Below are 23,292 nucleotides of genomic sequence, written 5' to 3'. Positions count from 1 at the left end.
CCCGTCGCGCCGATATCGGGGGCACGACGCGATGCGTTTATCGTTCGAGGCGCTCACGTTGCTACGACCACGTATCACGCGCGCCTCGACGTATTTTCCGAGCATCCTGTCTTCCCCATCCAGCGAGTCGACGCCGAGGTGTGAGACGGGCATTTGCTTCAGGTAGCGATGCCGCGCGCACTGAAAAGCCCGGTTATCAGATCGATCTGATCCAGTCGTTCAATCCACCATCTCGCCGCACGCCCCGTCTTATCCTCCCGCCAGCCGAGGTAGCAGTTTGTGTGCGCTCGCACGCCTGTTACCTGGCGCTCGACGAGCTTGCCCTGCCGTATCAACTCGTCGGCGACAGGCGCGGGCAGCATGCCGACGGCAATGCCTTCGCAAAGGAGGTCGATTTTGGCGGCCAGGTTCGGTACGACGATGACCGGTTGTCCGTCATGAATGGCCACCGATCTCGGCTCGAGTTCACGCGATGTATCGCTGATGACGACGCCGCGGTGACTTGAAATTGCGCTGCTGTCGAGTGGCTTTTCGTTCGCGGCAAGCGGATGATAAGGCGCCACGACAAAAACGTGACGTAGCAGGCCGATCGGCCTTGCTGCAATGTTGGGCGCGTGTGGCGGCTCTCCCGCGGCGCCGATCGCGATATCCGCACGCCCCGTCACAAGCGCGTCCCACACGCCACCGAGCACTTCGGTCGATAAACGCAGCCGTGTCGTCATCTTCAGTTCGTAGAACGCACGCACGTGCGGCCACAACGAAGGCAACGGGAGAATATCGTCGACGCACAGCCTGAGCTCGGCCTCCCAACCCGCATGGACACTTCGAACCTTGCTCTCCAGATCCTGCCCGGCTCGCAGCAAATGACGACCGTCCTCCACGAGCAGTCTCCCCGCCTCCGTCATCTGCGCGCGCCGGCCGTTGCGATCAAACAGGGCGACGCCAAGATCAGCCTCGGCCTTTTTCACCAGATAAGTCAATGCCGACGGTACGCGATGAAGCAGCACGGCCGCTTCCGCGAACGTTCCCGCCCGGTCTATGGCATCGAGCACTTCGATAACTTCAAACGACAATTTCAAAGCGATTACCTGTGAGATACGCCGCTGATGATCGACGCAGGGCTTGGGGTGTCGTTGGTCGAGACTTCCCTCGCGGCTGCGGGGCCGCCATTTTGGCAGCCGCCACGACGCTTTGCCACTGATTCCTCGGATCACGCACGTCAGCTCGGCTGGACTTTGGGGCACTGATACGAGGTGTTCAGGGACGGAAGCGTCGGTCACAAGTTTATCAACGCCGGAAGTCAATCCATGCGGATTCGAAGGGCGGTAGCAGGATGGCGGCGCCTACGTCGGGCTCCGTGCGGCCAGAAGCCGCCAGTCGCCAGTGGCTGCTTGCAGGTAGACAAGCCAGCTGTTTCCTAGCGAGGCGGCTCGTCGTCGGTGCGTCTGCTAGCCGCAGCTAACACATTGATCCGAGCACCGCTCACTCGCTGGTTCGGATCTGGAAGTCGGACTTGTCTAGTTGGATGTGCTGGCCGTCGTCCGGCAATGCATGCTTCGCTTTGAAGGTTGATTGGAGTATTGCATCCAGACGTGAAAACTCAAGCGGGCTTTCCGTGCCGGAGACGACAAGTTCAGGTGCCCGGACTTGTGACAATCGCGGCCAGCGCTTGACCACCATCACGTCGGGCAGTGTCTTGGTTGGGAAGGATGTGATTGCTGGATGCGATCAGTTTGAATCCGCATCCCACCGAACGAGGAACCGTGATGCCCCAATGCCAACCTCCATCTTGTTCGAACACATGGAGGGCGGGCAGGGACTGGCTCAGTGCCGGTGAAGAAGTCGTCATGGCGTGCTCTCCCGTCATGGGGCGACTGAGGGGCTACTGCTTCTAAGGCGAAAATTCAGTCGACGGAAGTTCATGCTGCAACGCAATATCGGGAGTGTTGCGAATGCGTCAGTGCGTCAGTCGCCACAATTTTGAAATATTAATGTGCGGATTGAGAATAGCTGGCATATTGATCTGACGATAGGGATTTTCCGGAGGCGTCATGGATTGCGGCCTGCTTGTATGGGCAGGAGTACCGCATAACAGCGATGGAGTGGTTTTTCAGGTTCGCTTGCGGCGCGGATTTCAGCGCTTTCATCTCCCGCGGACGGTGCTTGAGAGGGCGTTCGATCTGGAGAGATTGTTGTCCGATGCGCGACAGCTCGCGTGTTTTTATGAACACTTGGGCGCGATCCTGGTTGTCGCGCGGAAGACGCGCTCGAACGCAAAGGCGGATACAGTTCCACTGAGCGTTTCCGATTTCACTCGAGTCGTCAAAACGGGGATCCAGCAGGATTCGCGGACGGTCGCGCGATGAGCGTAGGCGAAAACGACGAGCGTAGGTCTTGGCGAAGATTGCACGGCCGGCCGTTGTCACGTCAGGCGCAGGTGGGGCACGCACGCGATCTCTCGAAGTTCGCCTTCCGGCTAGGTATTGGTATCCGTACCTGTAAAGGCGGGAATTGTGCGGACCTTCAGGCGCCGAGGGCATTTATCGTCTCAGACGGCGGACTGTCTGTCATCTGGCGCGTGAGGATTGTTGGATTCGGGCATCCGTAGATAGACGGCCAACGAGACGGCGGCCCACAAAGATACGTACCAGTAAAAATACGCTTCGTGCCCGCTCGCCTTGAATTTCAGTGCGACAAGCTCCGTAGTGCCGCCGAGGATCGCCGTGGTCAAAGCGTAGGGCAATCCTACCGCAAGGGCCCGTATGCGCGCCGGAAACAGTTCGGCCTTCGCCAGCATATGCACCGACGTGAAACCAGCCAGCATGAAAAGGCCCGCGAACGACAGACCGAACGCAACCCATGGATCGTGCGTCATACTTAGCGCCTTGAAGAGCGGGACGGAGAACAGCGTGGTCGACAGTCCGAACGTGATCAGTACGGGACGTCTGCCAAACACATCCGATGCATAACCAAATAGCGGTTGCAGGAACATGTAAAACACCAACGCGCAGGTAAAGGCGAGCGTCGACACTTCCTTCGTGAGGCCGACGGTATTGACGAGGTACTTCTGCATGTACACCGTGTAGGTATAAAAGCCTACTGTGCCGCCAACGGTCATGCCGATTGCGAGCAGTATCTGTCTCCAGTGCTGCAGCAATTGAACGGTTATGGACGGTCCTTCCTCGCGCTGCGCTGCTTCAAATGCCGCCGTCTCAACCACATTACGACGCATGTAGAGCGCGAACATGGCAAGCACGCCGCCAATCGCAAACGGAATCCGCCAGCCCCATGCCTCGATCTGATGCGCGCTCAGCGTCTTCTGCAACAGGAGCATCAACCCGAGCGCCACCAGTTGGCCGGAAATGACACTCACCTGCAAAAAACCGACGAAGAAACCGCGACGGTGTGGCGGCGCGATTTCGCTCAGATAGGTCGCGCTGGTGCCATATTCTCCACCCATGCTCAAGCCTTGCAGCAGTCTCGCTGCGATCAGCACGATCGGCGCGCACACACCGATCGACTCGTAGCCGGGGGTGACGGCGATCATCAATGACCCGATGCACATCGTTGCGACCGACCAGGTGAGCGCGGATTTGCGCCCGCGCTTGTCGGCCCATAGACCAATCAACCAGCTGCCGAGTGGGCGCGCGATATAACCGACGGCTGCAATTGCCGCTGTGTTCATGAGCTGGACGGTCGGTTGATCGCTCGGAAAGAACGACTTCGCGAAGTAGATCGAGAAAATACTGTACGTGAGGAAGTCGTACCATTCGATCAGATTGCCGCCCAGGCCTCCGGCGATCGAGCGGATGCGCGGACGTCCGGATGATTCGATGCGAGGCATATCCTCCGCAACGTCGCATGCGGTACGGGTGTCTGTTGCGATTGTCATAGCGTCTCCTGCATGTATCCATGCCTGTTTTTGGGTCTAAAGGACGATCTGCGACAGCCGACGTGTGTCGGCCAGTGGCATGCGGATGTCGCAGGGTCAGGTAGCCTGCCCGGCACTGAATCCCGTCAGTCGTTCACGCAGGACGAAGGGGAGAATTCCGCCGTGACGGAAGTAAGTCTCTTCAATCGCCGAGTCAAGGCGCGCCAGCAGCGACACGGTTTCGGTTTCGCCATTGCTTCGGTGAATCACCATTTCGACGGTTTGCCGCATGCGTAAAGTATTCATATCCGCACACACGTCGAACCACTCGTCGCCGGACAGATGCAGTGTTTGCGCGCTCACGCCGTCCGGAAACTCAAGCGGAAGAACGCCCATGCCGACCAGATTGTTGCGATGGATGCGTTCGAAACTGCGCGCGATCACTGCGCGAACGCCGAGCAGGCGCGGCCCTTTTGCTGCCCAGTCACGACTGGATCCGTTGCCATATTCTTCTCCAGCGAACACGATCATGGGCACGCCGTCCGAGTTGTAGCGCGTCGCCGCCTCGAAAATGCTCATGCGCCGGCCATCCGGCTGATGTCGCGTTACGCTTCCTTCCTCGCCGTCAACCATCATATTGCGCAGACGGACATTGGCGAAGCTGCTGCGTACCATCACCTGATCGTGGGCACGGCGCGAAATGTAGCTGTTAAAGTCACGCGGCGTGACGCCGAGGAACTGGAGGAATTTTCCCGACTCGGATTCCGGTGGAATAGCGCCCCCCGGGTTGATGTGATCGGTCGTCACCGAATCGCCGAGGATCGCCAGCGCCCGCGCGCCCCGAATGTCCGGCAAGTGGGGCAGATCGGGCGTCACACCGTCGAAAAACGGCGGGCGTTTGAGATACGTCGAACCGGCAGTCCATGTGAACACGTCGCCTTCCGGCGCGGGCAGCGCGTCCCACAATTCCATTTCCGAAGTAGTCCGATAGATATCCGGCACGTTGCGAGGGTTCTGGGCATACGGCGAAACGGCAGCGAGCTCGGCAGATGTGGGCCACACATCACGCAGATACACGTATTCACCATTCGCGCCTCGGCCCAGTGGCTCGCTTTCAGGATCAAAATCACTGCGGCCGGCAATGGCGAAGGCGACGACCAGCGGCGGGCTCATGAGAAAGTTGGCTTTGATCGCCTGATGAATGCGCGCTTCAAAGTTGCGGTTGCCGGACAGCACAGCCGCAACGTTCAGATTGTCAGCGTCGATCTGTTCGAGTATTTCCGGTGCCAGCGGACCCGAATTCCCCATGCATGTCGCGCAACCATAGCCCACGGCCTGAAAGCCGAGAGCGTCGAGATACTGTTCCAGACCGGCTGCCCTCAGATATGCGCTTACCACTCGCGAGCCGGGCGTAAAAGACGTCTTCACATGAGACGCGGTCTTCAGGCCATGTGCAACGGCCTTTTTCGCGAGAACGCCAGCCGCAAGCATCAGATTCGAGTTCGACGTGTTGGTGCACGATGTGATCGCTGCCAGCACGATGTCACCGTGACTCAGCTTGCCGGTTTCGCGGGCTGTTGATGGCAGCATTTCGCGGACCTTGCTTTTCAGTGTCGATAACGGAATGCGGTCTTGCGGACGCGAAGGTCCCGCGACGTTCGGCACAACCGCGGACAAGTCGATCGTCACCGTATCGGTGTAGTCGATATCACCGCGCTTTGGAATACCAAACATCTGTTGGGCTTCGAAATAACGCTTCAATGCGGCAAGCTCGGTGTCGCTTCGGCCGACGGACTTGAGAAAGTCGAGGGTTTTTTCGTCGACGGTGAAAAAAGCGACGGTCGCGCCATATTCCGGCGCCATGTTCGCGATCGTCGATCGATCGGGCGCCGAGAGACCCGTTGCACCTTCTCCAAAGAACTCGACGAATTTCCCGACGACCTTTCTGGCGCGCAGCGCTTCGACGACGGTCAGGACGATATCGGTCGCCATGATGCCGGGACCCGGCGTACCGATGAGTTCCACGCCGATAACGTCGGGAACCACCAACGTGACCGGCTGGCCAAGCATGGCCGCTTCAGCTTCGATGCCGCCAACGCCCCAACCGATCACACCGATTCCGTTCACCATCGGGGTGTGGCTGTCGGTACCCACGAGCGAATCGAAGTACGTGACCCCGTCCTTTTGATGGACGCCGCGTGCGAGCCATTCCAGATTGACCTGATGGATGATGCCGGTGCCGGGCGGAAAAATCCGGAACGACTTGAATGCGTTGGCAGCCCATTTGAGAAACGTGTAGCGTTCGGTGTTACGTTGATACTCGACCCTCATGTTTTTGCGCAGCGCGTCGGCGCTTCCCGCATGCTCGACGGAAATTGAATGATCGACAACGAGATCGACGGGTATTTGCGGCTCGATATCGGCAGGATCGACGTCGAATTGTGCTGCCGCTTCGCGCATCGCGGCGAGATCAGCGAGCAACGGCACACCGGACGAATCAGGCGCCACGATGCGTGCCACGACAAACGGTATCTCCGTCTCCCGGGTTGCGTTCGGTCGCCACGCGGCCAGCTCGCGGAGATGGTGCTCCTGCACGCTGATGCCGTCGAGATTGCGCAGAAGCGCTTCCAGGATGATGCGGATCGAATGTGGCAATCGCGAGATCTTGCCGAAACCTCGCTCTTCGAGCACGGCCAGAGAATAGAACTGGCTCGCAGGCAGACCGTCTGCGAGAAGCGGTTTGAGGGCGTCGTTGGATTGAAAGTTCATGTCTGGATGAGAATCGTCAAGCAAACCTGACCATTGACCAGCCATGACGAGATTGTCGCGTTGGCATGACAGTACGATTTGCGATTGAAGGGGCACGCGGTGCAGGGGCCAAGGAACGAACAAAGTCTATGCAATCGCGGATAGCGCGTCTAATATATTGAAGTCGCAGTCCCGATACGTTTAATGTATGGATCTCAGGCATTTGCGGTACTTCGTCGTGGTCGCAGAGGAACTGCACTTCAGACGCGCGGCGCAGCGCATCGGTATTGCACAGCCGCCATTGACGTCGCAGATCAAAGCACTCGAGCGTGATCTGGGGGTGCAGTTGTTCGACCGCCAACCGGGGCGTGTGAGTCTGACGGTCCCCGGGAAGGTTTATCTGGAGGAGGCGCGCGCAATCCTCGAGCAGGTCAAGAAAGCGGGGCTGCGATGCCAGCTGAGCGCACAGGGGAAAGTCGGGCGTCTGGCTATCGGCTTTACCGAGTCGGCGTCGTATCGCGAAGAGGTGACCTGGGCGCTACATGAATACCGGAGCCTCTATCCGCACGTCGAAATTTCACTGGAAGAACATCGAACGGGGCCGTTGATGGACGCCTTGAGGCAAGAACGCCTCGATCTGGCCTTCGTTCGTCCACCGGTCGACGAGGATGACGCAATTGCGTTTTTGCTGATGTCGACGGAACCGATGGTGGTCGCGGTTCCCAGGGGGCATCGGCTCGGCAAGCGCAAGTCTGTGCGGCTCGCCGAATTACGCGACGAACTGTTCGTGCTTTACGCGCGGACCACGCGCTCCGGTCTCCCGGAGAAGGTACTGTCGGCGTGCGAGGCAGCCGGCTTCAGTCCCAAGGTCGTGCAGTTTGCCCCCCAGATTTCGTCGACGATCAATCTGGTCGCGGGCGGTCTGGGCATTTCAATCGTGCCCTCCTGCATGCGCAAAAGCCGGGCGGACGACGTCCGTTATCTCGCGCTGCAAGGCGGGCAACTGACGGCAAGTCTGGGCTTGGTACATCGAGTGAACGGGATTTCGGCCGCAGCCCAGAACTTTGTCGATCTGGTGCGAAAGAAGACGGTTCGGTAGCCGCGAGGAAGTCATTCCGCCGTGCCGCCAGAGCGCAGCACGCCGCCAGCGTCACTGCTGAGAGGACAGAGGGTCTATCTGTCTCCGCCATCTCTGCGCACGGCCGTTGAGTGCACGAATGCGACATTCAGTATCCGAAGCGATCGATCAGGCCGTGACGGAATCGGTCACCCATCTCAACGCGCAAGTGGAATGGGCGCGTAACCTGCTGCTCGGCATGCTCGGGCATGACATGCGCACGCCTTTGCAGACGATCCTGCCGACGGCGTCGTATCTCGCGTCGCTGAATGCCGGCGAGACGGTGACGAATGCCGCAGCGCGACTCGCAAGGAGTAGCACCAGGATGCGATCGCTGCTGGACGACTTGTGTGACTTCAATCGGACGCAATTGGGATTGGGGATCAAAATCGATCCGCACGATTCCGATCCGAGCGACATCGTCACGGATATGGTCGAAGAGCTTCGTGCCGCGTACCCCAGGCGGCAGATCGACTCGAACGTCGAATCGAATTTGTCGGGACGCTGGGATGGTCAGCGAATCCAGCAACTGGTCGGGAATCTCGTACTCAATGCACTGAAGTACGGCGCCCAGGATGCACCGGTCGGCGTTTCGGTTGCACGGGCGAACGGAGGCGTATGCATCGAGATGAGCAACCATGGGGCAGCCATCAACCAATCGTCAGTTGTGTCAGTTGTATTAGCCGAGACTCGATCTGACAGGTAGTCGGACCGACAAAGAACGAGGCATCAATGGGGAATGAGTTTCTCCTTGGCAAGCGCGAGTGAATCGAGGAAAGTGCGCATCGGTGTCTTGCCGTAACACCGGCACCCCTGAGGCGCTCGTTCAGCGTTGTACGGGTCGACCCACGCATCAAGGTCCGTCTGCAAGGTTTCGGCCGCGCGTCGGAGGCTGCAGACTGAGGCGATCGTGATGAAAGCGTGAAGCTGCTGGCGATTGAAAGTCATGCCTGAAGGTAATGCCTTTTGGCGAAATCGGCAATTCCGGATTCTGCAGGATGTTTAGATAATGCGTTCACCAGAACCGTACTGAACAACAGGAGACCTAAATGGAGCACAGCGTCCCGCCACAAGGCCATCAAGCCGGCAATGCGCAGGGCATGACAGTCCGCGATGCGGTGATCGCTTGCGCAAACGACAACCGCTACGGTCTCGCGGCGGCCGGGTTTGGTCGGGACAGCGCACGCGCGATGAACGTTGCCCGGCGCATCGAATCCGGAATCTGCCGTATCGATGGGCCGGTGGTATACGACGGAGCTCAAATGCCGTTCGGCGGCGCCAAGGACAGCGGCTTCGGGCGATTCGGCGGCCGCGCGGGTATCGCGGAATTTGCCGACTTGCGGTGGATCGCCCTGCAGCCCCCCCGCCATTATCCGTTCTGAGGAGCATGCCATGCAGATCGCCATTCTGGGCGCCGGTGCGATGGGTTCGTTCTTTGGCGGCCGCCTCGCGCTGGCAGGTCATTCGGTCAGCCTGCTCGATATTGACGAGGCTCATCTCGCCTCGATTCGAGCCCACGGCCTGCGGCTTTCGACCGACTCCGGCGAGCAAGTTGTGCGCAATCTCGTCGCGCTGAGGCCGGAGGAGGCCGGCAAACCCGTCGACCTCGTCATCGTTTTCACGAAGACGATGCATACGACCGCCGCACTCGCTGCCGCAAGCGCCGTACTCGGCTCTGACACCGTCATCCTGTCTTTGCAGAACGGCCTGGGGAACGCCGAACGGCTCGCCCGATCCGTATCGTCCGACCGGATCATGGTCGGCGTGACCACGTGGCCAGCCGACAAGTCGGATCCTGGGGCCGTCCGCTCGCACGGCCAGGGCACGATTCGACTGATGAACGCGAACGGCGCGCATACGAGCGCGCTCGAGCAGACCGTGCAGGCCTTGAACGACGCCGGCCTCTCGTGCCATGTCGATCCCGACGTCTGGGCCGCGATTTGGGAGAAGGTTGCATTTAACGCCGCCCTCAACAGCCTGTGCGCCGTGACGCAATGCATGGTCGGCGAGTTGACGAATACCCCTGACGGCGAAGAATTGGCGCTGAAGATCGTTGCGGAGGTGATGGCCGTCGCCCGTGCGCTCGGTATTTCGGCAACCGAAGAGCACGTGGTGTCGAACGTGCGCGATGCGCTCGCCCATCATCGTACGCATCGGCCATCGATGCTGCAGGACGTGCTGGCCGGGCGGCGTACCGAGATTGAAGCAATCAATGGCGCCGTAGTCGAGGCTGCTCGCAAGGTCGGTGTAGAAGTGCCGTATACGAACAGCCTAGCGTGCCTCGTCAGGCTCGTCGACGCTCGTGCACGCCAGTCGGATGGAGCGACGGCTCGACATTGAAGCACATGGCGGTTGCCGCCACGCGCGTCGTCGAATTGTCCGTCGACCTTCCGAGTTTCCAGCAGCACGTACGATCCTCCAGAAGAATCCCCTCGATGCTTCAGGCTCAACTCTTGCGCAGTCGACTGCAACGCGGGTGTTCGCCCGTTTCGCGGAGGACACGACATGCGCTTGTCTGAATTCATCACACATAACATCGAAGCTATCCTGGTTCAGTGGGAGGCATTTGCCAGAACCCTGATGCCCGCAGCCGACGGCATGTCGCCGATGGCCTTGCGCGACGATGCCCGGAAAATTCTCGAGGCGTTGGTCAGAGACATCTCGACGCCGGAAACGCGGGATCAACAACGGGAAAAGTCGTTAGGGCATGCTGAGGAGCAGGGCAATGCTGCCGATACGCCCGCGCAAACGCATGCTCAGTCGCGCGCCGGGCGCGGCTTCGACATCAACCAATTGATCGCCGAGTACCGGGCGCTCCGCGCCAGCGTGTTGCGGATGTGGATAGACGACGGTCTCCCGGATGCCCCTCACATAGGCGACATGGTGCGCTTCAACGAAGCGATCGATCAGGCCGTGACGGAATCGGTCACCCATTTCAATGCGCAAGTGGAATGGGCGCGTAACCTGCTGCTCGGCATGCTCGGGCATGACATGCGCACGCCTTTGCAGACGATCCTGCTGACGGCGTCGTATCTCGCGTCGCTGAATGCCGGCGAGACAGTGACGGACGCTGCTGCGCGACTCGCAAAGAGTGGCGCCAGAATGAGGTCCTTATTGGACGACTTGTGTGACTTCAATCGGACGCAGTTGGGATTGGGGATCAAAATCGATCCACATGATTCCGATCTGAGCGATATCGTCACGGATATGATCGAAGAGCTTCGCGCCGCATACCCCAGGCGGCAGATCGACTTGAGCGTCGAATCGAATTTGTCGGGGTACTGGGATGGCCAGCGAATCCAGCAGCTGGTCGGGAATCTCGTACTCAATGCACTGAAGTACGGCGCCCAGGATGCACCGGTCGGCGTTTCGGTTGCGCGGGCGAACGGGGGCGTATGCATCGAAGTGAGCAACCATGGGCCAGCCCTCGACCCGTCGACGCTGGCGAAAATCTTCAATCCGCTCCAACGCGGTCCCGGCAAATCGCACAACGCGCCGGGCGATGACGGCATGGGCCTGGGCCTGTTCATCGCGCGTGAAATTGCGTCTGCGCATGACGGGACCCTTGAAGCAAGGTCGGACGCGAGCGAGACGGTGTTCGTTGTACATCTGCCATACCGCAGCTAGTTGCTGTTGATCGACCGCTTGAATCCGCGGCCAGGAACGATCGCTCGATACAGCGGTCCGGATCGCGGGCGCGGCGCTGATCGTCACCGCACTCCATCGTGGCCGCCAAGACCATCCGGGCAGATTGAATGAAATGCCCGCATCAGGAAAGCCTCCGTCGGAAGCGCAAGATCTATGGATGAATGGTTTCGCCCCGGTTCAGCATGTCGATGAATTCGCCGATCTTGCGCGCCCTTGTTTCCGGCTTTTTGGCATTCTGTATCCGGAACAGAATGGCATAGCGGTTGCGGCTGCTCAGCGTTGCAAAGAACTTTCCGGCTCGCGGATTGGCGTCCAGGGCCGCCTGCAGGTCGTCCGGCACGATCGAGTTGCCGGCCGACGTATACGCGGCCTTCCATCGGCCGTCCTGCCGGGCCTTCTCGATTTCGACCATGCCGCGCGCGCGCATTCTGCCCGCGGCGATCAACGCTTCCGCCCTGTCTTTGTTGAGTTTGGACCAGAGGCTTTTGGCAGTGCGCGGGGTGAAGCGTTGCAACCAGTATGTCTCGCTCTCGGCCCGCTTTTGACCGTCGATCCAGCCATGGCAGAGCGCACTTTCCAGCGCCTGTCCGTAGGTGACGGTTCGCTGCCCCGCGCCTTGTTTCGCCAGACGCAGCCATGCGCCGGTCGCGGTGCCGCCGTTCTGCTCCAGCCAGCTTTCCCACTCGGCCTGACTGGCAAAGGTCAGCGCGCATTCGGTCATGTCGTTATCCTGAATGGTTGGGTACGGTACAGGGCAGGCGTCCGCGGTCCAGCAGTGTCGACGCGGACATCACCGTCCGGGGTGCGCTCAATACGTGAGCGCCTTACCGGAGGCATCCTTGATTTTTGTCTTCCACTGCGTGCGGATTTCAGATACGACCGAATCAGGCAGCGTGATGTAGTCGAGGTCCGTGGCAGTCTGGCTGCCCGAGCGGAATGCCCAATCGAAGAACTTCAGCGTTTCCGCGCCCTGTGCCGGCTTCTCCTGCTTCGCGTAAAGCAGCACGAACGTGGCGCCGACGACCGGCCATGCGTCCTTGCCCGGCTGGTTGGTCAGGATCTGGTAGAACGACTTCGACCAGTTCGCGCCGGCCGCGGCCGCCTTGAACGTTTCCGCTTTCGGCTCGACCACCGTGCCCGTCGAGTTCTTCAGGGCCGTGTAGACCATGTTGTTCTTCTTCGCATACGCCCATTCGACGTAGCCGATCGCGCCCGGCAGGCGCTGCACGAAGGCCGCGACGCCGTCGTTGCCCTTGCCGCCCGTGCCCGTCGGCCAGTTGACCGCCGTGCCTTCGCCGATCTTCGACTTCCACTCGTCGTTGACCTTCGACAGGTAGTTCGTCCAGATGAAGCTGGTGCCCGAACCGTCAGCGCGGCGAACCACGGCGATGTCCGTATCCGGCAGCTTGACCTTCGGGTTCAGCGCGGCGATCGCCGGGTCGTTCCACTTCCTGATCTTGCCCAGGTAGATGTCGCCGAGCACCGGGCCCGACAGCGTCAGTTCGCCGGCCTTCACGCCCGGCACGTTGACGACCGGCACCACGCCGCCGACCACCGTCGGGAACTGGAACAGGCCTTCCTTCGCGAGCGCTTCATCCTTCAGCGGAGCGTCCGAACCGGCAAAATCGATCGTCTTCGCGATGATCTGCTTCAGGCCGCCCGACGAGCCGATGCCCTGGTAGTTGACCTTGCCGCCGCCCGCCTTCCGATAGGCATCCGCCCACTTCGTGTAAACCGGGACTGCAAATGTGCTGCCGGCTCCCGTGATGTCGGCGGCGTGAGCGGTGATGGCAACGAAGGCCAGGGCGCAGGGGGCCCACATCCGGATGTTCATGCAACGTCTCCTGTCTGATTTCGATGGCAATGAGCAACGGCTCGGGTGCAGTTTCGGTCACGTCGAACTTCTCCGCAACGGCATCCGCCGCCAGTCCGGCCGCGACGCATTGCCGGCCCGTGCCGTCAGCAGAGCGATGGTCGTCACGCCCCCGCTGTCTGCCCGAATGATGCCGATGAGGGTCGAGACGAGGCGCGGGCACCGATCGGCATCCCGGGGGCCGTTTGGGGGCGGCAGCTACTGATTCGGAAGGAACGAGGCTGGTACGCGCCTGAAATGTTGTAGCGATCTCTACAAGATTGCAGTCTTCGTGACGGGAAACTATGCTGCCCTCATGAATGCGATTCCTGCCCCCTGGCTCCTGTTGATCGTCAGTCTGCCGACCTCTGGCGCGACTGCGCGGATGCGCATCTGGCGGACCGTCAAGGCCCTCGGCTGCGGCGCACTGCGCGACGGTGCCTACCTGTTGCCGGCGCATGCCGAACAGGCCGCGCAGTTGCGCGAGCTGGCCGACGAGGCGCGCAAGGGCGAGGGGCAAGCCTGGCTGTTGCAGGTCCGCCCGGAAGATGCGTCCGACGAGGACGCGTACCAGGCGCTGTTCGATCGCAGCGGCGACTACGCGGACTGGCTCGCCGAGCTGTCGGAGGACCGCAAGACATTGCCCGAGCTCGCCGCAGCCGATCTCAATCGTCTGCACCGTCGCCACGCGCGCACGTATGAGGCCATTCGCAGCATCGATTTCTTTCCCGGCGAAACCTCGTTGCGCGCCAGTGCGCAATGGCGGGATTTCACCGCTGCGATCGAAGCGGTGAAATCCCCCGACGAGCCGCGTGCTGCCCAGGGTGGCATTCCGCGGCGCGATCGTGGCCGGTATCAAGGGAAAGTGTGGGCGACGCGGCGTCACCTGTGGGTGGACCGCGTCGCCAGCGCATGGCTGATTCAGCGCTTCATCGATCCGCATGCGCGCTTCGTGTGGCTGGAAAACATCGCCGAATGCCCGGCCGATGTCCTTGGCTTCGATTTCGACGGCGCTCCGTTCACGCATGTGGGCGATCGCGTTTCATTCGAGGTCCTGGTCGCCAGTTTCGGACTGGACGACAACGAAGGGCTCGTCCGGCTGGGGGCGATGGTGCATGCGCTGGACGTGGGCGGGGCGAGCGTGCCGGAAGCCGGCGGCTTCGAGGCCATTCTGGCCGGCGCCCGCAAGCGCCTTGTCGGCGACGACGCGTTGCTGGCGGAGATGGGTGCCGTGCTCGATTCGCTGTACGCCCATTTCCGCGGCCCCCGGAAACCTTGATCTTGCTGCTCGCCCCATGAACATTCATCGCGATCGCCCCGCCTATACGCTGTGGCAGCTGATCATCTATTTCGCGTGGCTTGGCGCGACGGGCTTCGGCGGCCCGGTTGCGCTCGCCGGCTACATGCACCGGGACCTCGTGGACACCCGCAAATGGATCGCCGACGCGGACTACAAGGAAGGCCTCGCGCTCGCGCAGCTCGCGCCTGGTCCGCTCGCAGCGCAGCTGGCGATATATCTCGGTTATGTGCACTACCGCATCGTCGGCGCGACGATGGTCGGGATCGCGTTCGTGCTGCCGTCGTTTCTGATGGTTGTGCTGCTCGGTTATGCGTATACCCGATTCGGCGGTCTGACGTGGATGCAGTCGGTGTTTTACGGGGTGGGCGCGGCGGTGATCGGCATCATCGCGATCAGCGCACGCAAACTGACCGCGAAGAGCATCGGTCGCGACAAGCTGCTTTGGGCGATCTATCTGACGCTGGTCGCCGTGACGGTGATCACCGAATCGGAAGTGGCGTGGCTGTTTCTCGCGGCAGGCCTGCTCGTCTGGTTCACGCGCTCGCCGCCCGGCTGGTTGCGCCAGCGGCGCGTCGATGCGATGGTCGCGCTGCCGGTATCGGCTACCGGCGCCTGGCTGGGTATCGCCGACTGGCCGCAGCTTGCGCAACTTGCCGCCTTCTTCGCCAAGGCCGGCGCCTTCGTGTTCGGCTCGGGCCTCGCCATCGTGCCATTCCTCTATGGCGGTGTGGTCACGGAGCACCATTGGCTCGACGAGAAACAGTTCGTCGACGCGGTTGCGGTCGCGATGATCACGCCGGGGCCGGTCGTCATCACGGTGGGCTTCATCGGTTATCTGGTGGCGGGCCTGCCAGGCGCATGCGTGGCGGCAGCCGGCACGTTCCTGCCGTGTTATCTGTTCACGGTGTTGCCGGCCCCGTACTTCAAGAAGTACGGCAAGCTGCCGGCCATTCTGGCCTTCGTCGACGGTGTGACGGCAGCCGCCGTGGGCGCGATCACAGGTTCGGTGATCGTGCTGGCCAGACGTTCGATCGTCGACGTGCCCACCGCATTGATGGCGCTGGCGACGATCGTGCTGCTGGTCCGATTCAAGAAGCTGCCGGAGCCGGCGGTCGTGGCGGGGGCCGCCGTGATTGGCTTGATGGTGTATCCGCTGTTGCATCGCTGATCGGGGAGACTGTCATGCAGTGGATTACGCGAGAACGTCCCAAGATCGACAGGGTCGCCTGTCCCTGGCTCATCGTTCGTTTCATCGACGAGCGCCCGGTGTTCCTCTACGTACCGCCGGGCGACGTGTTGCGGATCGCCGGCGAGACCGGCGCGATCCCGTACGACATTCCAGGCGTGGAATTGACGCATGTCGGCGAGTACTGCAGCTTTGACGCGTTTCTCGACAAGTACGGCCTGACCGGCGACCGGGCGCTGCAGCAGATGGCCCGCATCGTGCGGGGCGCGGATACGTCGCGGCTCGACCTGACGCCGCAGTCCAGCGGGCTCTACGCGATTTCACTCGGGCTGTCGGCGCTGTTTTCCGACGATCACGACATGCTCGAGCATGGCCTGGTCATGTACGACGCACTGTATGCGTGGTGCAGGCATTGTCAGGCCGAAAGCCATGCGTGGCCGCCGAAGATGGCGGAGTGACGCACCCGCTGTCGTGCATGCCTTCTGGCGGGAAACGCATGCTACGACGCTTCGCGCTCCGTCACCTGCTCGAGCAAATGGGCAACGAAGCGGGTGAGCTTCGGCAGCGGCCGCCGGTCGTGTCGATACACGACATGAACGGGATGCGGCCTCGGTGAATGGTCCTGCAGCACCTGTACCAACGCGCCGCTGGCCAGATCGTGGCGCACGAGGACTTCCGGTTGCAGCAACAATCCCGCGCCTGCGATCGCGGCCATCCGCAGGCCGTTGCCGTCATTGCACGTGAATACCGGTTCCGTGGACAAGTGCGGGCTGTCCTGGTCCCCGAGCTTCCAGCCGTGACGGCTGTTCCATACCGTGTGAGACAGGCAGTGATGCGCGGCCAGGTCCTGCGGCGTCTCCGGCCGCCCGTACCGGGCGAGATAGTCCGGCGACGCACAGATCACCATGCGATACAGCGTCAACGGCTTGGCAACCAGGTCGGCATCGCCCAGGTCGCCAATGCGGATCGCCAGATCAAAACCCTCGTCGATCAGGTCGACGTTGCGATTGCTCAATTCCAGTTCGACACGCACGAGCGGATACCGCCGCCGGAACGTCGCGGCCAGCGGCGCGATCACACAGGCGCCGAAGGTGATCGGCGCGCTGAGGCGCAACGTGCCGGACGGTGACGCGCGCAGCCGTTCGACCGACGTTTCGGCGATCCGCATGTGTTCGAGCGCGCGCTTGGCGTCTTCGTAAAACGCGCGGCCGGCATCGGTCAGGTTCTGGCGTCGGGTCGTCCGCTCCAGCAGGCGTGCGCCGAGGCGCTCCTCCAGTTCGCGCACATATTTGCCGACCATGACCGCCGAGATTGCCAGCCGCCGTGCTGCCTCGGTGAAGTTGCCGCCCTCCACGACGGCAACGAAGGTTTCCATCGCACGCAGTCTGTCCATATTGCGAACTATAGGTTAGTAGTGTCGGAAATTAGAGCATATTTATGGGCTCTTCGGTTCGGGGAAGAATGGCGACGTTTCCACCTGAACGCGAAAAGGAGTGTTCGATGAAGATCGTCGTAATCGGTGCCGGCGGGGACGTCGGCCGTTCCGTGGCAGATGAGCTGGCGCGTGACGGCAAGCACGAAATCATTCGTGTCGGCCGCACCCGTGGCGACCGCCAGGTCGACATCACCCGTGACGACAGCGTGGGTTCGCTGTTCGAGCAGATCGGGCGCATCGACGCCATCGTGGTCGCCGCGGGCAATGTCATTCTGGCGCCCATCGACGAGATGACGGCGGCGGATTTCCACCAAGGCCTGCAGGACAAGCTGCTCGGTCAGGTGCGTGTCGCGCTGGTGGGTCAGCATTTCCTGAGCGACGGCGGCTCGATCACGCTGACCTCGGGCATCGCGGTCGATGATCCGATCGCGCAGGGCGCCCATGCCGCAGCGTCGAATGCCGCGATCGAAGGGTTCGTGCGTGCCGCCGCATGCGATCTTCCGCGCGGGCTCCGCATCAATGCCGTGAGTCCGACCGTGCTGACGGAATCCATGGACCGGTTCGGGCCATTCTTTCCCGGCTACGAAGGCGTGCCGGCGGCACGCGTGGCATTGGCCTACCGCCGCAGTGTCGAGGGGGTGCATAGCGGTCGCATCTATCGGGTCGGTCATTGAAGTGACGGGCCCGCATGCCGGCACCTGCGGCACGCGCCGGGCCGGTACACCGGAAACCGCAGCGCACGCGTCATCGCGCTCGGGTATGCTGCGTCACTGTTGACGCGCCTGGCGAACGAATCGGGCACGACGATGCATGGCGCGGCCGATACCGCGCTGGCAGCGCCCCGTTCGCCGCGCGACGCCCCTTCGATTTCCGGAAAAAAGGACCCCTCATGGCAGAACTGGACCACGCACTTTACGAGCAGATCGGCGCGCTGAGCGAGGCCGGCGACGCGCTGGCGGAGGACGAGGATTTCGAAGGCGCGCTCGCGAAATACCGGGAGGCGTTCGACCTGCTGCCCGAACCCAAGACCCAGTGGGAAGCCGGCACCTGGCTCATGGCCGCCATCGGCGACGCGAACTTTTTTCAGGAAGACTACGCGGCCGGACGCGACAATCTCGGCTACGCGATGCGGTTTCCCAACGCGATCGGCAACCCGTTCCTGCACCTGCGGCTCGGTCAGTGCCAGTTCGAACTCGGTGATCTCGACCGCGCGGCGGACGAGCTGATGCGCGCCTACATGGGCGGCGGGCCGGAGCTTTTCGAGGACGAGGACGACAAGTACCTGCGCTTCCTGGCCACGCGGGCGGACGGGATCCAGGTGCCTTGACGGGTGCGCGGCGCGAGTCCCGGCCAACGAGCCCGACCCGCGCCCCGACGCCATGCCGCTTCATCGAAGCCGATGGCGCCCGTTCGGGCTTTGACGTATCGGCGAAGCGGAAGGGGATATCCACGCCGCGCGCGAAGCGGGTTCGACAATGGGGGTAGCGCAGCGCCGGATGCATGTCGGTGGAACCGGCACGCACGTATCAGCGTTTCCACCAATATGGAAAACGCGAGGCCGGCCGATGTTGCAGAGAGGACGTGAACAATCGATCCGAGGCCCATTGTGACGACATCTGCAACGAACGGCGTGAATGGCGTGCCATCCGAAACCCCCGACGCAACAGCGGCTTCCGGCGACGCCGAACGCGCCCCGTCGATCCTGCTGGTCGACGACGAGCCGAACGTGCTGTCGGCGCTCAGGCGCGTGCTTCGTCCCACCGGCTACGACGTCCTGACCGCCGACAGCGGCGAGGCCGCACTCGCGATCCTGGCGTCGACGGAGATCGACCTGATCGTGTCCGACATGCGGATGCCGCACATGAGCGGCGCGGAATTTCTGGCGCGCGCACGGGCGTTGTACCCGGACACGATGCGCATCCTGCTGACCGGTTATGCGGAGATCGCGTCGGTCGTGCAGGCCGTCAACGAAGGCGGCGTGTACCGCTACCTGAACAAGCCGTGGGACGATCACGACCTGCTGCTGACCATCGAGCAGGCGCTGGAACAGCGCAGCTTGCGCCGCGAAGCGGCCCGGCTGGCCGCGCTGACGGAAGCGCAGAACGACGCGCTGCGCCGGTTCAACACGGAACTCGAAACGCAGGTGCGTGCGCGCACCGAGGAGCTCGGCCAGACCGTGATGTTTCTCGAGGCCGCGCAACGCGACCTGAAAAGCAGCTTCACGGCGATGGTGCAGGTCTGCGCGAGCATGATCGAACTGCGTTGCGGCGCCGCCAGCGGCCACGCGATGCGGGTCGGCGAGATCGCGCGCCGGCTCGCGCTGGCGGCGCAGATGAGCGAGCTGCACGCGCAGGACGTCTATTTCGCGGGGCTGCTGCACGGCATCGGCAAGCTGTCGCTGCCGGACGAATTGCTGCACAAGCCGCTCACGCGGATGACGACGGACGAGCAGCGGCTGTTCCACGAGCATCCGTTGCGGGCGCAGATGGTGCTGACGCCCGTCGCGCAATTGCACAAGGTCGCGTCGATCGTGCTGCACCAGTACGAGCGCTTCAACGGGCGCGGCACGCCGGACGGGCTGATCGGGGAAGCGATCCCGCCCGGCTCGCGGATCGTGGCGATCGCCCGCGATTTCGAAGGGCTGCGCCACGGCGAAATCGGCGCGCCGCATTCGATCGAGCAGGCGATCGACGTGTTGCGTTCGCAGGCCGGCGTGCGTTACGACCCGCTACTGGTCGAGCGCTTCACCGAGCTGATGCGCGACCCCGCGAGTCTCGGCATCGCGGCATCCGTCGCCGAGATCCGGTCGGCGCAACTGCGCGAAGGCATGCGGCTCGCCGACGATCTGCGCACGCATCGCGGCGTGCTGCTGATGACGAAGGGCAGCGTGATGTCCGCGCATCAGATCGAACTCGTGCGGCGCTTCGAGACGCGCGAAGGGACGCCGTTCGACATCCTCGTGCTGGCCGGCCCGGCGGCGTCGGCGCAGGCGCCCGACGCAGGCGCGCCGCCGGCGTGACGGTCGCGGTGCGCGTTCGACCGCGCACCGCGACGATGCTTTCACCCAGCCTCGGGCGCCCGACCATGCACGGCACCTACAACGTCCCGCTTGTCCTGCTGTCGCTCGCGATCGCGACGCTGGCCTCCTACACGACGCTCGACCTCGCGGCGTTCATTTCGCTGCTCGACAACCCGAAGCTGAAGCGGGCCTGGCTGGCGGGCGGCGCGGCGGCGATGGGCACCGGCATCTGGTCGATGCATTTCGTCGGCATGCTCGCGTTCTCGCTGCCGATCCCGCTCGGCTATGCATGGCAGGGCACGGGCATCTCGCTGGCGATCGCCGTGCTCGTGTCGTACTTCGCGCTGAACGTCGTCACGCGCGCGCGGCTCGGCTGGCGGCGGCTGTGCGCGGGCGGCGTGCTGATGGGCGGCGGGATTGCCGGCATGCATTACACGGGCATGGCCGCGATGCACATGCAGCCGGCCATTCGTTACGATGCCGCGCTGTTCGCCGCATCGATCGGCATCGCGGTGATCGCATCGACGGCCGCGTTATGGATCGCGCAGGCATTGCGCGCGCGGCAGGCGCGCCACGCGACCGTGCAGCGCATCGGCGCGGCCGTCGTCATGGGCGTGGCCATCACCGGCATGCACTACACGGCGATGGCCGCCGCACATTTCGCGCCGGATGCACGGTGCGGCGCCGCGCAAGGGGTCGACGCGCCATGGCTCGCGACGACGGTCGCGCTGTTTACGATGGCGACGCTGGTTGTCACGCTGATGCTGTGCCGTTTCGATGCGCGCACCACCTTCCTGCGCGGCATGACCGACACGCTCGAGCGGCTTGTGCGGTTGCGAACCGACGAACTCGAACGCGCGCTGCGCCGCTACGAGCAGACGACGCAGATGCTGCAGCGCACGCGCGAGAACATGGCGGCCGAGATCGACGAACGCAAGGCCGCGCACGCGCAGCTCGAACAGGAGAAGGACGAACAGCGGCGCCTGCTGCATGCGCTCGCGGAAACGCACGAGCAGTTGCTGCAGTCGGAAAAGCTCGCGTCGATCGGCCAGCTCGCGGCCGGTGTCGCGCACGAGATCAACAATCCGATCGGCTTCGTCAGCGCGAACCTCAATACGTTGAAGGCATGGGTGCGCAACCTGCTCGACGTGATCGCCGCGCACGAAGCCGCGCTGCCGCAGCTCGATCCGACCAGCCGCGACACGCTGACAGCCGTGCGCCGGGCCGCGGATCTCGACTACGTCCGCGACGAGATCGTGACGCTGATCGACGAATCGATCGACGGCGCGCTGCGGGTGCGGCGCATCGTGCAGGACCTGCGCGATTTCTCGCGCCCGGCCAGCGACGAATGGCGCGTCGTCGATCTGCACGCGGGGCTCGAGAGCACGCTCAACGTCGTCCACAACGAACTCAAGTACAAGGCCGACGTCGTGCGCGACTACGGCGATATCCCGCCCGTCGAATGCCTGCCGTCGCAATTGAACCAGGTATTCATGAACCTGCTGGTCAACGCGGCGCAGGCGATTCCCGAGCATGGCGTGATCACGATCCGCACGTCGAGCGACGGCGATCAGGTGTCGATCGAAATCAGCGATACCGGCGCGGGCATGACGCCCGACGTCATGCGGCGGATCTTCGATCCGTTCTTCACCACGAAGCCGGTCGGGCAGGGCACGGGGCTCGGGCTGTCGGTGTCGCACGGGATCGTCGAGCGCCATCGCGGCACGATCGACGTGACGAGCGCGCCGGGGCGCGGGACCACCTTCCGGATCCGCTTGCCGGTCCGGCGCGCCGTCGACCGCGCGAGTGCGGCGGCGCTGGAGCAACGCGCGTGACGCGATCGCCGCCCGCCGCTCGCGGGAACCCGCCGCGCGCGTCGCGCGTCACGCCGGTCGCTTGCGGCGCTGACGACGAAAGAAATGCCAGAACATCGCGCTCGCGTCCGGCCCCGTCGCGGAATGGAATGGCTCGCGCGGGTCGCCGCCGCTCCATGCATGCGGCAGCCGGTGGACGATGCACACCCTGACGACGAGCCGCCCGGCCTTCAGATAATCGACGTAAGCGGCATCGTCTCGCGCGTAGCTGTGTTGTTCGCCGACGCGGATCGCGCCGTGTTCGTCGACGAGCCGGTTGAGCCGCGCGAATGCGATGCCGAGCTGCGTCGCGTTCCGGTCGGTGACGACCGTATCGAGCGCGCCGTGCACGACGAGCGCCGGCATGCCCGGATAGGACGCGACGTCGGCGCAGGCGTCGAGCGCATCGAGCGGGTCGTCGCGGATGCCGCGTCGCATCAGGCTCATCGCGGCCATCGCCGACGACGGCGGGGCAATGGCCGGCCCCGAGTGCAGGCCCACCGCCGCGAAACGCTCGGGATACCGAATCGCCAGTGCCGCCGCGAGCCCCGCGCCGGCCGACAGGCCCGCCACGTAGATCCGGTCGCGATCGAAGCCATGGTGCCGCACGATCGCATCGACCAGCGACACGACGGCCGCGGCTTCGGACTGCGTCGCATCACCGTGCCAGTGCCAGCAGCGGTGCGCATGCGCGGTCTTGGCCTGCTCGGGAAACAGCACGGCGAACCCCGCACGCTCGGCGAGGCGGCACATGCGCGTGCCCGCTGCAAACGATTCGGCGGTCTGCTTGCAGCCGTGCAGCATGACGACGACCGGCAGCGCGGCTGTCGCGGCCGGCGCGGCGGGAAGATAGAGCGCGTACGCCAGATGATTGACGAGGCGGCCGGCGCTCGGGCCGGCGGAGTGAAACGAGCGCAGCCACGTGCCGGGCGGCGTGTCGGACGCCGCGCGTGCGGCATGCGCGGTGCGCGTGCGCTTGGCGGAACGGACGCTGGCCGCCGGCGTGGGGGCCCGTCGAGTGATTTTCCCGGCGGTTTTTTGCGGCGTCTTGGCGGAAGCGACTTTCGGTGCGGCCTTTTTGGCGGCCGGCCGCGTCCTGCCGGCCACCTTCTTCGGCCGCGCACCGGTCGCGATTGAGAGGAGTTCGAGAGGCCGCAGCCAGAGGCTGGATCGTTTCCTGGGCATATGCAGTTTCGTGCCGGCTGCCGGCTGCCGGCCGCGGCAGTGCGAGGCGGCCGGATTCGCCGTCGGGATGAAAGTCGA

Annotated in this window: 20 protein-coding genes and 1 pseudogene; 12 read left to right on the top strand and 9 right to left on the bottom strand. The window is 63.2% G+C overall.

Annotated elements, in window-relative coordinates; genetic code table 11:
- Positions 1-158: 158 nt before the first annotated feature.
- The 5 genes from HWX00_RS12835 to acnA form a co-directional block, all read right to left on the bottom strand.
- Positions 159-1,079, bottom strand: a complete 921-nt coding sequence (locus tag HWX00_RS12835) for a LysR family transcriptional regulator (protein WP_175027713.1) — start codon at positions 1,077-1,079, stop codon at positions 159-161.
- Between the two features lie 554 nt (positions 1,080-1,633).
- Positions 1,634-1,849 carry a hypothetical protein gene (locus HWX00_RS12830; protein ID WP_175027714.1) on the bottom strand — a complete coding sequence of 72 codons (216 nt, stop codon included), beginning with the start codon at positions 1,847-1,849 and terminating at the stop codon, positions 1,634-1,636.
- Positions 1,850-1,988: 139 nt separating this feature from the next.
- Entirely contained in the window at positions 1,989-2,450 is a 462-nt protein-coding gene (locus tag HWX00_RS12825) for a hypothetical protein (RefSeq protein ID WP_175027715.1), read from the bottom strand.
- Positions 2,451-2,548: 98 nt separating this feature from the next.
- Positions 2,549-3,844: an MFS transporter gene (locus HWX00_RS12820; protein ID WP_175027741.1), complete on the bottom strand. Its 1,296-nt coding sequence runs from the start codon at positions 3,842-3,844 to the stop codon at positions 2,549-2,551.
- Between the two features lie 144 nt (positions 3,845-3,988).
- On the bottom strand, positions 3,989-6,640 hold the full coding sequence (acnA, locus tag HWX00_RS12815) for an aconitate hydratase AcnA (RefSeq protein ID WP_175027716.1): 2,652 nt from the start codon (positions 6,638-6,640) through the stop codon (positions 3,989-3,991).
- Positions 6,641-6,827: 187 nt separating this feature from the next.
- Here acnA and HWX00_RS12810 point away from each other — a divergent pair, with 187 nt between their 5' ends.
- The 5 genes and pseudogenes from HWX00_RS12810 to HWX00_RS12790 all read left to right on the top strand — a co-directional run bounded on the left by HWX00_RS12810 (position 6,828) and on the right by HWX00_RS12790 (position 11,363).
- On the top strand, positions 6,828-7,718 hold the full coding sequence (locus HWX00_RS12810; RefSeq protein ID WP_175027717.1) for a LysR family transcriptional regulator: 891 nt from the start codon (positions 6,828-6,830) through the stop codon (positions 7,716-7,718).
- Positions 7,719-7,836: 118 nt separating this feature from the next.
- Entirely contained in the window at positions 7,837-8,442 is a 606-nt protein-coding gene (locus HWX00_RS12805) for a sensor histidine kinase (RefSeq protein ID WP_175027718.1), read from the top strand.
- 406 nt (positions 8,443-8,848) lie between these two features.
- Positions 8,849-9,118: pseudogene (locus HWX00_RS12800) on the top strand (aldehyde dehydrogenase family protein); the annotation flags it as partial.
- Positions 9,119-9,128: 10 nt separating this feature from the next.
- Entirely contained in the window at positions 9,129-10,076 is a 948-nt protein-coding gene (locus HWX00_RS12795; RefSeq protein ID WP_175027720.1) for a ketopantoate reductase family protein, read from the top strand.
- 165 nt (positions 10,077-10,241) lie between these two features.
- Entirely contained in the window at positions 10,242-11,363 is a 1,122-nt protein-coding gene (locus HWX00_RS12790) for a sensor histidine kinase (protein ID WP_175027721.1), read from the top strand.
- 172 nt (positions 11,364-11,535) lie between these two features.
- Here the strand turns inward: HWX00_RS12790 and HWX00_RS12785 are convergent, their stop codons facing one another.
- Together HWX00_RS12785 and pstS are read right to left on the bottom strand one after the other, a co-directional pair.
- Positions 11,536-12,105 carry a YdeI/OmpD-associated family protein gene (locus HWX00_RS12785; RefSeq protein ID WP_175027722.1) on the bottom strand — a complete coding sequence of 190 codons (570 nt, stop codon included), beginning with the start codon at positions 12,103-12,105 and terminating at the stop codon, positions 11,536-11,538.
- Positions 12,106-12,192: 87 nt separating this feature from the next.
- Complete coding sequence (pstS, locus tag HWX00_RS12780) at positions 12,193-13,218, bottom strand: phosphate ABC transporter substrate-binding protein PstS (protein ID WP_175027723.1); 1,026 nt, start codon at positions 13,216-13,218, stop codon at positions 12,193-12,195.
- Positions 13,219-13,552: 334 nt separating this feature from the next.
- Between pstS and HWX00_RS12775 the strand changes: the two genes are divergently transcribed.
- From HWX00_RS12775 to HWX00_RS12765, 3 genes are read left to right on the top strand one after another with little or no spacing between them, the layout of a single operon-like run.
- Positions 13,553-14,515, top strand: a complete 963-nt coding sequence (locus HWX00_RS12775; protein WP_175027724.1) for a chromate resistance protein ChrB domain-containing protein — start codon at positions 13,553-13,555, stop codon at positions 14,513-14,515.
- Between the two features lie 16 nt (positions 14,516-14,531).
- Positions 14,532-15,704, top strand: a complete 1,173-nt coding sequence (locus tag HWX00_RS12770; protein WP_175027725.1) for a chromate transporter — start codon at positions 14,532-14,534, stop codon at positions 15,702-15,704.
- A gap of 14 nt (positions 15,705-15,718) precedes the next feature.
- Complete coding sequence (locus tag HWX00_RS12765) at positions 15,719-16,180, top strand: chromate resistance protein ChrB domain-containing protein (RefSeq protein WP_034191783.1); 462 nt, start codon at positions 15,719-15,721, stop codon at positions 16,178-16,180.
- A gap of 41 nt (positions 16,181-16,221) precedes the next feature.
- On the opposite strand, the gene HWX00_RS12760 is transcribed toward HWX00_RS12765, so the two are convergent.
- Complete coding sequence (locus tag HWX00_RS12760; RefSeq protein ID WP_175027726.1) at positions 16,222-17,115, bottom strand: LysR family transcriptional regulator; 894 nt, start codon at positions 17,113-17,115, stop codon at positions 16,222-16,224.
- A gap of 107 nt (positions 17,116-17,222) precedes the next feature.
- Here HWX00_RS12760 and HWX00_RS12755 point away from each other — a divergent pair, with 107 nt between their 5' ends.
- The 4 genes from HWX00_RS12755 (at position 17,223) to HWX00_RS12740 (ending at position 22,011) form a co-directional block, all read left to right on the top strand.
- Positions 17,223-17,831 (top strand): short chain dehydrogenase, encoded by a 609-nt coding sequence (locus HWX00_RS12755; RefSeq protein ID WP_175027727.1) that lies wholly within the window; start codon positions 17,223-17,225, stop codon positions 17,829-17,831.
- 215 nt (positions 17,832-18,046) lie between these two features.
- Positions 18,047-18,484: a tetratricopeptide repeat protein gene (locus HWX00_RS12750; protein WP_034191780.1), complete on the top strand. Its 438-nt coding sequence runs from the start codon at positions 18,047-18,049 to the stop codon at positions 18,482-18,484.
- Positions 18,485-18,763: 279 nt separating this feature from the next.
- Positions 18,764-20,176: a response regulator c-di-GMP phosphodiesterase, NosR family gene (nosR, locus tag HWX00_RS12745; RefSeq protein ID WP_034191779.1), complete on the top strand. Its 1,413-nt coding sequence runs from the start codon at positions 18,764-18,766 to the stop codon at positions 20,174-20,176.
- 65 nt (positions 20,177-20,241) lie between these two features.
- Positions 20,242-22,011 carry a histidine kinase gene (locus HWX00_RS12740; protein WP_175027742.1) on the top strand — a complete coding sequence of 590 codons (1,770 nt, stop codon included), beginning with the start codon at positions 20,242-20,244 and terminating at the stop codon, positions 22,009-22,011.
- A 48-nt stretch (positions 22,012-22,059) separates the two neighbouring features.
- Here HWX00_RS12740 and HWX00_RS12735 read toward each other — a convergent pair whose 3' ends face one another.
- Positions 22,060-23,214 (bottom strand): extracellular catalytic domain type 1 short-chain-length polyhydroxyalkanoate depolymerase, encoded by a 1,155-nt coding sequence (locus tag HWX00_RS12735; protein ID WP_175027728.1) that lies wholly within the window; start codon positions 23,212-23,214, stop codon positions 22,060-22,062.
- Positions 23,215-23,292: the final 78 nt, after the last annotated feature.

It is taken from the genome of Burkholderia seminalis DSM 23518 (assembly GCF_902832885.1).
Taxonomy (GTDB): Bacteria; Pseudomonadota; Gammaproteobacteria; order Burkholderiales; family Burkholderiaceae; genus Burkholderia; species Burkholderia seminalis.
This window is presented reverse-complemented; position numbering and strand designations above follow the sequence as displayed.